10 protein-coding genes are annotated in these 12,288 nt (G+C 67.0%); 4 read left to right on the forward strand and 6 right to left on the reverse strand.

The genetic code is table 11. The features are described 5' to 3' along the window. A partial coding sequence (locus tag BRAO375_RS22890; RefSeq protein WP_035641722.1) for an ATP-dependent DNA helicase RecG occupies positions 1-1,381 on the forward strand: 1,381 nt, incomplete at its 5' end. 198 nt (positions 1,382-1,579) lie between these two features. Here BRAO375_RS22890 and BRAO375_RS22895 read toward each other — a convergent pair. Both BRAO375_RS22895 and BRAO375_RS22900 read right to left on the reverse strand, forming a co-directional pair. Beyond that, the gene (locus BRAO375_RS22895) at positions 1,580-2,431 is read right to left on the reverse strand and encodes an NAD(P)-dependent oxidoreductase (RefSeq protein ID WP_083842518.1); all 852 of its coding nucleotides are present in this window, start codon (positions 2,429-2,431) and stop codon (positions 1,580-1,582) included. A 171-nt stretch (positions 2,432-2,602) separates the two neighbouring features. Then, positions 2,603-4,480, reverse strand: a complete 1,878-nt coding sequence (locus tag BRAO375_RS22900) for an autotransporter domain-containing protein (RefSeq protein WP_009029831.1) — start codon at positions 4,478-4,480, stop codon at positions 2,603-2,605. Between the two features lie 461 nt (positions 4,481-4,941). On the opposite strand from BRAO375_RS22900, the gene BRAO375_RS22905 reads away from it, so the two are divergent. After that, positions 4,942-5,316, forward strand: a complete 375-nt coding sequence (locus BRAO375_RS22905) for a VOC family protein (RefSeq protein WP_009029832.1) — start codon at positions 4,942-4,944, stop codon at positions 5,314-5,316. Between the two features lie 40 nt (positions 5,317-5,356). Here BRAO375_RS22905 and BRAO375_RS22910 read toward each other — a convergent pair whose 3' ends face one another. From BRAO375_RS22910 to glmS, 3 genes are all read right to left on the reverse strand, one after another. After that, entirely contained in the window at positions 5,357-6,154 is a 798-nt protein-coding gene (locus BRAO375_RS22910; protein WP_009029833.1) for a DUF502 domain-containing protein, read from the reverse strand. A gap of 152 nt (positions 6,155-6,306) precedes the next feature. After that, the gene (locus BRAO375_RS22915) at positions 6,307-6,972 is read right to left on the reverse strand and encodes a LysE family translocator (RefSeq protein ID WP_244423244.1); all 666 of its coding nucleotides are present in this window, start codon (positions 6,970-6,972) and stop codon (positions 6,307-6,309) included. Between the two features lie 360 nt (positions 6,973-7,332). Next, a complete protein-coding gene (gene glmS / locus BRAO375_RS22920; protein WP_009029835.1) occupies positions 7,333-9,159 on the reverse strand; it encodes a glutamine--fructose-6-phosphate transaminase (isomerizing) in 1,827 nt (608 codons plus the stop codon). 230 nt (positions 9,160-9,389) lie between these two features. On the opposite strand from glmS, the gene BRAO375_RS22925 reads away from it, so the two are divergent. Beyond that, on the forward strand, positions 9,390-9,617 hold the full coding sequence (locus tag BRAO375_RS22925; protein WP_009029836.1) for a hypothetical protein: 228 nt from the start codon (positions 9,390-9,392) through the stop codon (positions 9,615-9,617). Positions 9,618-9,626: 9 nt separating this feature from the next. Here the strand turns inward: BRAO375_RS22925 and glmU are convergent, their stop codons facing one another. Continuing rightward, positions 9,627-10,973: a bifunctional UDP-N-acetylglucosamine diphosphorylase/glucosamine-1-phosphate N-acetyltransferase GlmU gene (gene glmU, locus BRAO375_RS22930; protein WP_035641724.1), complete on the reverse strand. Its 1,347-nt coding sequence runs from the start codon at positions 10,971-10,973 to the stop codon at positions 9,627-9,629. Positions 10,974-11,109: 136 nt separating this feature from the next. On the opposite strand from glmU, the gene BRAO375_RS22935 reads away from it, so the two are divergent. After that, positions 11,110-12,288, forward strand: a 1,179-nt coding sequence (locus BRAO375_RS22935; protein WP_035641726.1) for a hypothetical protein, incomplete at its 3' end; no start/stop codon positions are given.

Genomic DNA, 12,288 nt, shown 5'->3' on the forward strand with positions numbered 1-12,288 from the left:
CGCGCAGCTGCGCCGCCCCGCCGGCAACCGCCATGCCGGCGATGGCCGCTTGCGCCGCAGGATCATCGATGCCCTGCCCTATGCGCTGACCACTTCGCAGGCCCAGGCGATCGAGGCAATCGCGGCCGATCTCGAAAAGCCGGTGCGCATGCTCAGGCTGCTGCAGGGCGATGTCGGCTCCGGCAAGACGGTGGTGGCGCTGCTCGCAGCGGCGGCCGTGGCCGAGGCTGGCAAGCAGGCGGCGCTGATGGCGCCGACCGAGATCCTGGCGCGTCAGCACGCCAAGACGATTGCGCCGCTCGCCGAGCGTGCCGGGATGAATGTCGCCATTCTCACGGGCCGCGAGAAGGGCAAGGAGCGCCGCGACATCCTCGCCCGGCTCGAGGCCGGCGAGATCGACCTGCTCATCGGCACCCACGCCCTGATCCAGGACGATGTCCTGTTCAAGTCACTCGCGCTCGCCATCGTCGATGAGCAGCACCGCTTCGGCGTGCGCGAGCGGCTGGCGCTGACCTCGAAGGGCGAGGCGGTCGACGTGCTGGTGCTGTCGGCGACGCCGATCCCGCGCACGCTGGTGCTGACCTATTTCGGCGACATGGACATCTCCGAGCTGCGCGAGAAGCCCGCCGGCCGGCAGCCGATCGACACCCGCGCCGTGGCCGACACCAGGCGCACCGAGGTCATCGACGCCGTCGGCCGCGCGCTCGATGCCGGCAAGCTGGTCTACTGGATCTGCCCTCTGGTCGAGGAATCCGAGGCTGAGGGCATCGACCATCTCACCAACGCCACCGACCGCTACGACAGCCTGCGTGAGCGCTTCGGCGATCGCGTCGGGCTCGTCCACGGCAAGATGAAGGGCAGCGAGAAGGACGAGGTCATGGGCCGCTTCGCGGCGCATGAGCTGCGGCTGCTCGTTGCCACGACGGTCGTCGAGGTCGGCGTCGACGTGCCCGCGGCGACCATCATGGTGATCGAGAATGCCGAACGCTTCGGCCTCGCCCAATTGCACCAGCTGCGCGGCCGCATCGGTCGCGGCTCGGAGGCGTCGACCTGCATCCTGCTCTATCACGAGCCGCTCGGACAGATGTCGAAGGCCCGACTCGCGGTCATCAGAGAGACCACCGACGGCTTCCGCATCGCCGAGGAGGATCTCAAGCTGCGCGGCGAAGGCGACGTGCTCGGCATCCGCCAGAGCGGCCTGCCCGGCTATCGCATCGCGCGGCCCGAGGTGCATGCGCAGCTGATCACGCAAGCCCGCGACGAGGCCCTGCGGATCTTGAAGGAAGATCCCAAGCTGAAGGGCCCGCGCAGCGACGCGCTGCGTTGCCTGCTGTATCTCTACGAACGCGACGAGACGATCCCGCTGCTGACGGCGGGGTGATCAGTCTAAGGTGCATCAACAAACTTCGCTGTCGTCCCGGCCTCCGACCCGGGACCCATACCCCCAGGCAGCAGTTTGAGGCACGCCGGCGATTGGCTTTCTCGCGCCTCACAACGGCCGCGGAGTATGGGTCCCGGGTCGGCGCCGCGACGCGCTCTCGCGCGTCGTGGCTTGCCCGGGATGACGAGCTGAAATGACCTACTTCGCCTTGCACCCGTCAGCGAACGCCACCAGCTGCGCTGCCTCGGTGCCCTCGCCCTGCACATCCGCCGCGATGTGCTCGAACAGCCGCGCCAAGCCTTCATAGATCAGTGCCGCCGGATGGTCCTCGCCGAGGAAGCCCGCGATCTCGCGCATCTCGGCGACCCAGCGATAGGCCTTGGGAAGCATGTCCGGCAGGGCGGTCGCGAGCCGCCCGTGCAGGTGGGGCGCGCTCAGCGCCAGCTCGTCGCGGAGCGCGTCAGCCGCGCCGACCCTGACGGCGGCAAGCACCATGGCCGCGCCGAGCCCGGTCAGGCCCTTGCTGATGCCGGCATAGGACATCTTGAGCGCCGAGGCGGCGCCGACCGGTCCGTCGATCACGCGCAGGTCGAGCCCGAGCTGTCCGAGCGCGGCGACATCGGCCGCAGCCTCGCCGCTGACATAGAGCGCGGGCCCCTTTGTCCCTGGCTTCGGCGGCACGCCGATGATGGCGGCGTCGGCGAGGCGCGCGCCAGATGACCGTACGATTTGTTCGATGCTTCGGATCGTCTCGACATTGACGGCGTTGCAGTCGACGATGACCGGCTTCTTCGCACTCCGATTGATGGCGGTCGCGAGCTGCTCCGCCAGCGCCACCGCCTCGCCCGGCGGCACGATGGACAGCACGAAATCGCAAGCGGCGATCTCTGCCTCGCTGGCGCCGATCATGCCCGACGCGGCCGCCCGCGCCTGCGTCGCGGCGCTGCGCCCGTTGAGCAGGGTCAGCACCTTGCAGCCGTGCTCGACGAAACGTGCGGCGATGGCGCTGCCCATGGCGCCGGGCGCGATGATGGCGATGCTGGGGGGCATGTCAAACTCCGATTTGTACGGTGGTGGCGGAGACTAAGCGCAGCTGATGACAAAACTGAAGGCGCGAAAACGAAGGGCAGCCCTTCCGGGCTGCCCTCGCCTTGGCCGCAAACGTCAGCGCCGCTCTCCCCCAAGAGCCCCCCAAAGGAGCGCTGGCCGTCGCAACCGACCTCAAAACGAGATCTTCAATCCCCCGCTGCCGAAGAAGTCGTCGCCGCCGGTCCGGCCGATCGTCCGCGACACATTCGCTGTCAACGCCACGTTGCTCCAGAACGGCGCCACGATGCCGGCGCTGATCCGGCCATAGACGTTGTGCGAGCTCGCGCTCGGGACGTTCCAGTTGTTGACGATCAAGGGCGCCGAGGTCGCGCTGTACTGGATCAGGCGCCCGTTGCCAATGAGATCGTCATCGAGCGTCAGGTTCAGATAGGGGTGCATGGTCGCACCCTGCACCTGGAACGGCGTGCGCAGCTGCACGCCGATGCTGCCGACCAGCGTCTCGGCGGTCTGCGGACCGACCGCGAGCGTCAGCGCGGGATCGCCGGACTCGGTGAAGCCGTCGACGCGGGCGCGGGCGTAGGTCAAGCCGCCGATCGGGCCCAGCTTGGCGGTGCCGGCATCGAACAGATAGCCGGCCTTGCCGGCGACAACGAAGCTCGTGCCGCCAGGGTTCGAGGTGATCGTGTCGACGACGCCGAGCCGCGTATTGCGATAATCCTGCTTGCCGATGGTCGCGAGCCCCTCGGCGAACAGATTGCTGTTCGCCCACACGCCGTAGAGGCCGAGCTGATAGGAATTGGCATTGGTGGTGCCGGCGTTGTTGAACAGTTTGGCCTTCGGATTGGAGTAGTCGAACGCGGCGCCGATCATCGCGTTCGGCGACAGCCGGTAGTCGACCCCGATGGTGCCGCCGACGCTGTCGAGGTTGAACCCGTTCGCGGCAGCGTTGCCCTGGCGGTTGCTGAGACCGCCATTGCCCTGCATGTAGAACGACCACGGATTGACCGGGGCCAGCGGCGGCGCCTTGCCGTAGGGCGCCTTGGTGACGGCAGCGAAGGAGTTCATGGTGGACGGCGCGAAGCCGGTGGTTTCGCGGAACATGTCGAGCTTGCCGATCAGCGTCGAGGCGAAGCCCATCGCGGTGATCGACGCCACTTCGCCCTGCGGCGCGAAGGTCAGGGGGGCGTTGAGGCGGTTGACGATGTACTGGCCGAGCACCTCGAAGCCGTGCGAGGTCAGATGCACGCCGTCGACATAGAACAGATATTGGTTCTGCAGCGCCGGGTTGCCGATGCACGCGACCGGACAGGCGCCGACATTGCTGAAGCCATAGCGGGACGGATTGGCCTGGATCAGCGAGCCGATCAGGCCCGTATCGACGTATTCGACGCGCACGCCGTTGCGCGCCACGTTCGCGAGCGAAGCCTGCATCAGCGCGTTGTAGGTCGTGCTGTAAAGCTTGCCGGTCGGGGCATTGGCATTGCCGACCGCCTCCGGCAAGGTGCTGACATCCCCGACCGTGAACACGATGCTGCGCGCGCCGGCATTGACCAGCGCATTGATGCCCGCCATGGCCTGCTGCGCGGTGACGGCCGCCGCGGTCGGCGCGCCGGCGAACGAGCCGCCCGCGCGATAATAGGCGCGCGCGTCATTGCCGCCGATCGAGATCTCGACCAGGTCGGTCGAGGAGATCTGACCCGAAAACCCGGTCAGTCCGCTCCACTCCTGGACAAAGCCGGGAATGCCGGGACCGGCGACATTGGTGGTGCCGCTGGTCGCCCCGCCGATCGCGTAGTTGAGCTGGGGAATGCCGAGCAGCGCCGAGGTCGTGTCGACGAAATTGGTGCCGCCGCTGAAGCGGCCCGTGGGATAGAGCGGCAGCTTGCCGAGGCCGCCGGTGAAGGTCCAGAGATTGCCCGTGTCCGCGTAGCTGTCACCAAAGGCCTGAATGCGCGTGTATGTGGTTTGGGCGGATGCCGGCGCGCTGAGCTGCAGCACGGCTCCCGACAACGCAACGACGGACAACAACGTCCTACTCACACGCCTCATTCCACGCTCTCCCTACGCCCCATGTTTGTTTGCCCGATGTTTCCATGGTGACGAATGGGAAAACCACCGCCTCTCGGTTGTAGCGGCCACACCGCTGCCGCCTGTGCCCTTCACGCATCATCATGCAGCGCGAAAGCGCCGCCCTGCGCACGGCCGCCCGCTGGGCGTACGGCGCGATCTCGACTTGTCGATTTCGTACGGACGGCAAAGGCGGATTCACGCTGGCGCATCCTGCGAGGTCGCGATGTCGCCGCCACCATCTCTCGGCAAGTTCAACAGCAGGACGGTGGGCACGGCGCCTCGCAGGGGTGTGCAAGAGGAAAAAGCGGGGGTGGCCCCTTTGCCCACGCGACCGCAGCGGCGGATCACAGCGGCCGAACGCTGCTGACAGAATCTGGAACGAGGCCCGGCTAATCCCGTTCGCGAGCGCCGCTGCCGGCGCCGTTCCCGGAGAGCCAGACATGCCCGAATTCAGCTTCCTCATCCTCTATGTCGACAACCCGCCGGCAAGCGCGGCCTTCTATGCCGACCTGCTCGGGCGGCCCGTGATCGAGCAGTCGCCGACCTTCGCGATGCTGCCGCTGCGCGAGGGCGTCATGCTGGGGTTGTGGTCGCGCCACACGGTCGAGCCTCCCGCCGCCGGCGCACCAGGTTTCAGCGAGGTCGCGTTCACGGTGGCCGATGCCGGCGAGGTCGCGCGCATTCACGACGACTGGAAGATGCGCGGCCTACCGATCATTCAAGCGCCGACGCGGATGGATTTCGGCACGACCTTTGTCGCGCTCGATCCCGATGGGCATCGCCTGCGTGTGTTTGTGCCGCAGGACGCCGCTTAGCTCCGCGTCCCGTTTCGATCAGCCTGATCAATCAACCTGATCAATCAGCCTTGGCCGGCTCCGGCTCCAGGCGCGGCGACGGCTGCGCCGGAGCGTTGGCGATGCGCGCGGCGTTGGCCATGGTGGCCAGCGCCGCGGCCTTCTTCTGCGCATCGGAGCCCGGCTGCACAACGCCGCAGGACATGATCAGGGTCGCCGCATCCTCGGCGCTCATGTCGACCTCGATGATCTTGCTCTTCGGCAGATAGAAGAAGAAGCCGGTGGTCGGGTTCGGGGCGCACGGCAGGAACACCGAGATCTGCTCGTCGTCGCCCGGCAGCCGGTTCGCGATCTCGACACTGGGCGGCTGCGAGATCAGTACGATCGACCACATGCCCGGCGAGGGAAACTCGACGAGACCGACCCGGCGCAGGCTCGAGCCCTTGCCGGAGAACAGCGTCTCGAACACTTGCTTGAGGCCGCGATAGATCGCGCGCACAGCGGGGATGCGTCCGAGCAGCCGCTCGCCGAGATCGACCAGCGTGCGGCCGATCAGGTTGGCGGCGAGAAAGCCGACCAGGGTCAGGCCGACCACCGCCACGATCAGCCCGGAGCCGGGCACGCCAAACGGCAGGTACGTCTCGGGTCGGTAGGCCAGCGGCACGAACGGCCGCACCAGATTATCGACCCAGGTGACGAACCACCAGGTCAGATACAGTGTGATCGCGACGGGGCCGGCGACCACGAGGCCAGTCAGGAAATAGTTGCGAAACCGGAACATCAACCCATGATGGGGCGTCTCGGCCTGGACATCGGCCAAGGGATCGGTCTCAGGCGGCAGGTCGTCGCGGGAACTCATGCGGACTTCCGGGTCGGATCATATCTCAGCTAGGGTCTGTAGCAGATTTTTGGAAGAGCAAGGCCCTCTTTCCGACACATCCGCGCTTTGCCGCCCGGCTGTGGCGGGCTGGCCCCGGGTCCCCGCCCGGTCGAACGGGCGAAAGCCGCCGATCAGGCGCTGCGCAGCGGCAAAGCGAGGCCGACCGCCACGAAGATGCCGCCGCAGACCTGGTTGAAGCGCCGCCCGGTCCGGGCGAGCCAGGGACGCACCCGGGCCGCGGCACTGGCGATGGCGACCTCCGTCACAAACTCGGTGATCGTATAGGTCATCGCGACGATCGCGAACTGCACGGCCAGGCTGCGCGCGGGGTCGATGAATTGTGGCAACAGGGCGCTGAAGAACAGCAGGCATTTCGGGTTGGTCGCCGCGGTCAGGAAGCCCTGGCGAAACAGCACATGCCCGCTCGCCGTGACCGGCTTGTCGTCGACATCGACCGCCACCGGCGGCGAGCGCCAGAGCTTGATGCCGAGCCAGGCGAGATAGAGCCCGCCGACCCACTTCAACACGACGAGCCAGGTGATCGAGGACTGCACCAGCGCGCCGATCCCGAACATGCACAGCGCCATGATCAGGACGAAGCCGATCAGGCCGCCGGCGATCGTGAACAGCGTCTTCCGTCCGCCATGCAGCGCGCCGTGCGTCAGGGCGAGCAGGCCGTTGGGCCCGGGCGTCAGGGAGATGCCAATGCTCGTCAGAAGGAACAGCAGCCAGGTGTCGAGAGCCATCGAGATCGCCTTGGTGAAGCGGACTGGCCGGTCCGCTGCCGGCGTCATCATCATACGCTGATGTCGGATTGCGGATCAGATGGCAAGCGTGGCTGAGTCACGACGACTGCGCGGTTCAAAACGATCGTACGCTTGACGGCACCGGAGGTGTGCACGCAAACAAATCCGGTGTCGTCCCGGACAAGCCCGACAACGCGCAGCGTTGGCGGGCGCAGATCCGGGACCTATACCCACAGTAAGAAGTTTGAGGCAGGCTGGAGCTGCCAGAACCCACAAGCCATGAAGCGCGGTGGTTATGGATCCCGGCGTTCGCCGGGATGACACCGAATGGGCGGAGGGGGGCAACTCACGCCTTGCTGAACTCCAGACGATGGAGAGCATCGCCTGGATGCGCCGAAAGAAGCGTCGGCCCTACTCCACCGTCACCGACTTTGCCAGGTTGCGCGGCTGGTCGACGTCGGTGCCCATCACGACGGCCGTGTGATAGGCCAGCAGCTGCACCGGAATGGCATAGACAATGGGCGTGAAGGTCGCGGCCATGTCGGGCATGGTGATCGTCACCAGCGAGTCCACGGTCGCCTCCTCGGCGCCCTTGGCGTCGGTCATCAGGATGATGTTGCCGCCGCGCGCGGCGACCTCCTGCATGTTCGACACGGTCTTTTCGAACACCCGGTCATAGGGCGCAATCACGACCACCGGCATGGTCTCGTCGATCAGCGCGATCGGACCGTGCTTGAGCTCGCCGGCGGCATAACCCTCGGCATGGATGTAGGAGATCTCCTTCAGCTTCAGCGCGCCTTCGAGCGCCAGCGGATAGGAGGTGCCGCGGCCGAGATAGAGCACGTCCTTCGACTTCGCGATCTCGCGCGCGAGCTTCTCGATCTGCGGCTCCGTCGTCAGCGCCGAGGCGATCAGACGCGGCACCTCGACGAGGCCATGCACCAGCTTGGTCTCGTCGGCCTCGGTCAATTCGCCGCGGCCGCGGCCGGCGGCGATCGCCAGCGCCGCCAGCACCATCAGCTGACAGGTGAAGGCCTTGGTGGAGGCGACGCCGATCTCGGGACCGGCGAGCGTCGGCATGACGATCTCGCTCTCGCGCGCGATCGTGGAGGTCGGCACGTTGACGACCGAGAGCGTGTGCACGCCCTGCGACTTGGCGTAGCGCAGCGCTGCGAGCGTGTCGGCGGTCTCGCCGGACTGCGAGATGAAGATGGCGAGGTCGCCCTTGCGCAGCGGTGCCTCGCGATAGCGGAACTCCGAGGCGACATCGAGCTCGACCGGCACGCGCGCGAAACGCTCGAACCAGTATTTTGCGACGAAGCCGGCATAGCTCGCGGTTCCGCAGGCAGTGATCGAGATGCGCTGGATGTCGTTGAAGTCGAACGGCAGCCGCGCCGGCAGCGCGACGCGCTCAGTGCCCATGTCGACATAGCGCGCCAGCGTGTGGCCGACGACCTCCGGCTGCTCGTGAATCTCCTTGGCCATGAAGTGGCGGTAGTTAGCCTTGTCGACCAGAAACGACGACGCGCCCGATTTCAGCACCTCGCGCTTCACCACCGCGCCGGTCGAATCGTGGATGATGCCGGAGTCGCGCGTGATCTCGACCCAGTCGCCGTCGTCGAGATAGCTGATCGTATCCGTGAACGGCGCCAGCGCGATCGCGTCCGAGCCGAGGAACATCTCACCATCGCCATAGCCCAGCGCCAGCGGCGAGCCCTTGCGGGCGCCGATCAGCAGATTGCCGTGGCCCTTGAACAGGAACGCGAGCGCGAACGCGCCCTTGAGATGCGGCAGCGAGGCAGCGACGGCCTGCTGCGGCGTGTGACCCTTGAGCAGGTAGGAATTGACGAGATGAACGACGGTCTCGGTGTCGGTCTCTGAGGCGAACTTGGCGCCCTGCTTTTCGAGCTCGGCGCGGAGCTCGCGGAAGTTCTCGATGATGCCGTTGTGGACGACCGCGACGTTATCAGTTGCGTGCGGGTGGGCGTTGCTCTCGGTCGGCTTGCCGTGCGTCGCCCAGCGCGTGTGGCCGATTCCGGCGTGGCCCTTCAGCGGCTCACGCTCGAGCCGCTTTTCGAGATTCTTCAGCTTGCCCTCGGCGCGCCGACGATCGAGGTGATCGCCTTCGAGCGTCGCCACGCCCGCGGAGTCGTAGCCGCGATATTCCAGACGCTTCAGGGAATCGACGAGATGCTCGGCAACCGGCCCGCGTCCCAGGATCCCGATGATTCCGCACATCAGCGCTAGTCCCCAAATCGTCGAGAGAGATTCAAATGCGTGGCATTGTCTTAACGAAAACCGCGCAGTTTCAGGATTCAATAATTATTGCGGATTGCGACAGGGTTAAGTGGCAGCCTTAACTGAGGCATCGGCACGCAACTCCGGTTCGACGCGGAGGTCCGGTTCAAGCTGGCCTTAACGCCCGGTCAACGCTTTCGCGCAGAGAGTATCGCGTCGGAGAGGACGCCATGACCTATACCCGCCGCCCAACTGATCCCAAAGGCACCAGCTCGCTCAGCCTGTCGCACCCGACGTCCGGCAGCCATCTGGCGCACTGGCCCCCGCCGACCATGGGACATGAGCTCAAGCCGATGCCGATCAGGCATCACACCAATGAGCCCGTCAAACATGCCACACGGCGCGGCTGGCGCCTGACGCGCGCGATGTTCGCCGAGTTCCAGGACGACGAAGGCTGATCTGGCGGCTTACTTTTTCTGCCGCTGCTTCGCGCTCCGGAAGCGCGCCGCGGCGCCTTCCCGCGTGGTCTGCGGGCTGCGCTCCAGCGCGAGCGCATCGTCAGGCACGTCGCGCGTGATCACCGAGCCCGAGCCGATATAGGCGCGCGCGCCGATGTTGATCGGCGCCACCAGCGAGGTGTTGGTGCCGATGAAGGCGCCCTCGCCGATCCGGGTCTTGTGCTTGTTGAAGCCGTCATAATTGCAGGTGATGGTGCCGGCGCCGATGTTGGAGTTGGCGCCGACATGGGCGTCGCCGATATAGGACAGATGATTGACCTTCACGCCGGGCTCCAAGACGGCGGCCTTGGCCTCGACGAAGTTGCCGATCTTGGCGCCGTCGCCCAGTGACGTGCCAGGCCGCAGGCGCGCGAAGGGACCGAGCAGCGTGTTGCTGCCGAGCTTCGACTGCACGATGTGCGAGAACGAATGCACGATGGCGCCGTCGCCGATCGACACGCCGGGCCCGATCACCACGAACGGCTCGATCGTGACGTCCTTGCCGAAGGTGGTGTCCGCCGCGAGATAGACGGTTTCCGGCGCGATCAGCGTCACACCCGCGTCCATCGCCGCCTGCCGCAGCCGGGCCTGCATCGCGGCCTCGGCCTGCGCCAGCTGCGCCTTGGTGTTGATGCCGCGGACCTCGTCCTCGGAGGTCTCGATCACGACCGCATCGAGCCCCTGCTCGCGCGCGATCGCCACGGCATCGACGAGATAGAATTCGCCTTTGCTGTTCGCGTTGCCGATCTTGTCGAGGATCGCCAGCGCGCGGCGGCCGTCCAACGCCATCACGCCGGCGTTGCACAGCGTGACGGCGCGCTCCGCCTCACTCGCATCGGCCTGCTCGCGGATCGCGACCAGCTTCGATCCGTCCATCAGCAGCCGTCCATAGCCGGTGGGATCGGCCGCGCGGAATCCGAGCACCGCGAGCGCTGCGCCCCCAGCCAGCGGCGCCCGCAGCCGCGCAAAGGTTTGAGCAGAGATCAGCGGGGTGTCGCCGAACGCGACCAGCAGATCGTCAGCGCCACGCGCGATCGCCTCGCGTGCGGCGAGAACGGCGTGCGCCGTGCCCAACCGCTCGCGTTGCACGAAGATGGCTGCGTCAGGGCGCAGGCGCCTCGCTTCTTTCTCGACCGCGGCGTGCTCCGGCCCGACCACCACTGCGATGGCCGCGCCATCGCCACGTGGCGCAGCCGCGAGCACGTGCGCGAGCAATGATTCGCCGGCGATGGGATGCAGCACCTTGGGCAGGCTCGAGCGCATCCGCGTGCCCTCTCCCGCCGCAAGCACGATGGTCAGACTGGATCGAGCGGTCATCAAACACCCTGAAATCACGGAGCGACACAGTTGACGCTGTCATAAATCGTTTTGGGCGCGCGGCAAGCTGCGCCGACTGAAACCCATACTGGTTTTCCTGTTAATGTTCGCTTCGTGATTCGATTAAGGCAGGTTCATGGCTAAGGACTCCCACAAATCAGCCGGCGCGCATGGAGCTGAAAAGACGGGCGGAACGCTGTCCGGACTGTTTGCGGATGAAAACGAGCTCGATCGCGGTGGGCTGTGGCGCCTCGGCTGGTGGGGCGCGGGCGCTGTCGGCGCGGTCGGATTGGCCATTTTCGCCAACCAGACGGCGCAGGGCTGGCGCAAGGACCGCATTTCCGCGGCCGACCTGTCGCGCCAGGCGCAACTGCTGCAATCGCTCGCCAAGGAGACGCAGAGCGAGGCCCGCCAGCTCGGTTCGGCGATCGAGACGCTGAACACCGATCGCGACCAGCTCTACCGGCGCGTGACCATCCTCGAGCAGAATGTCGAGCTGGTGACCGGCGCGCTGGCCAAGCAGAGCGCCCAGGCCGGCGCCGCTCCGCCCGCCGCCGGCAAGCCCGCCCCGGCGCCGCAGATCGCGGCCGTCGAGTCGCAGCCGGCGCCGCCGCCCCCGACGTCCGCGGCGCCGCCCAGTGCGCTGCCCGCCTTCGCCAATCTGTCGCCATTCATGCCTGTGCCGGGCCAGCCGGCTGCAGCCAATGCTGCTCAACCGGGCGCCAGCGCCCCGGCGTCGCCCGCTGCGGCTGCCGGCGCGGACAAGCCCAGGCCGGAACCGACCAAAGGGCTTTCGGTCGCGATCTCCGGCGCGGTGGCCCCGGCGGGGTCGTCGCCAGCTCAACTCCCTGCCGGGGCTGCTGGAGCCAAGCCAGCCACGCCGACGGAGCCGTCCACCAAGCCGGCCGAGCCGGACCGGCTGGCGAAGGCGGATACCGCAGATTCGGCGACGACCAAGAGCGCCGACACCGCGGACGCTGTCACGGCCATCCAGAAGACCGAGTTCGCGGTCGATCTCGGCGCAGCCAACACGATCGGCGGCTTGCGGACCCTGTGGCGAGGTTTGGCGAAGGCCAATCCCGATCTCGCTTCGCTCAAGCCGATCATGATGGTGAAGGAAAGCCGCAGCGGCGCGGGCATGCAGCTGAGGCTCGGCGCCGGCCCGCTGACCGATGCGGCCGCGGCCGCCCGGATCTGCGCGGCGCTGGCCGAGACCCAACGTCCCTGCGAAACCACCGTCTATGACGGCCAACGCCTGGCCGTCGGCGAGGAGCCCGAGGGCACCGAGGCGAAGCCGGCCGCGCCGGCCGCTGCG

Source organism: Bradyrhizobium sp. ORS 375 (assembly GCF_000239775.1).
Classification (GTDB): Bacteria; Pseudomonadota; Alphaproteobacteria; order Rhizobiales; family Xanthobacteraceae; genus Bradyrhizobium.

What these genes read in the sequence shown, in the direction of transcription:
- BRAO375_RS22905 (WP_009029832.1), top strand. Translation starts at nt 4,942, where the DNA reads ATGCCCGAATTCAGCTTCCTCATCCTCTATGTCGACAACCCGCCGGCA.
- BRAO375_RS22910 (WP_009029833.1), bottom strand. Translation starts at nt 6,154, where the DNA reads ATGAGTTCCCGCGACGACCTGCCGCCTGAGACCGATCCCTTGGCCGAT.
- glmS (WP_009029835.1), bottom strand. Translation starts at nt 9,159, where the DNA reads ATGTGCGGAATCATCGGGATCCTGGGACGCGGGCCGGTTGCCGAGCAT.
- BRAO375_RS22925 (WP_009029836.1), top strand. Translation starts at nt 9,390, where the DNA reads ATGACCTATACCCGCCGCCCAACTGATCCCAAAGGCACCAGCTCGCTC.
- glmU (WP_035641724.1), bottom strand. Translation starts at nt 10,973, where the DNA reads ATGACCGCTCGATCCAGTCTGACCATCGTGCTTGCGGCGGGAGAGGGC.
- BRAO375_RS22900 (WP_009029831.1), bottom strand. Translation starts at nt 4,480, where the DNA reads ATGAGGCGTGTGAGTAGGACGTTGTTGTCCGTCGTTGCGTTGTCGGGA.
- BRAO375_RS22915 (WP_244423244.1), bottom strand. Translation starts at nt 6,972, where the DNA reads ATGATGACGCCGGCAGCGGACCGGCCAGTCCGCTTCACCAAGGCGATC.
- BRAO375_RS22895 (WP_083842518.1), bottom strand. Translation starts at nt 2,431, where the DNA reads ATGCCCCCCAGCATCGCCATCATCGCGCCCGGCGCCATGGGCAGCGCC.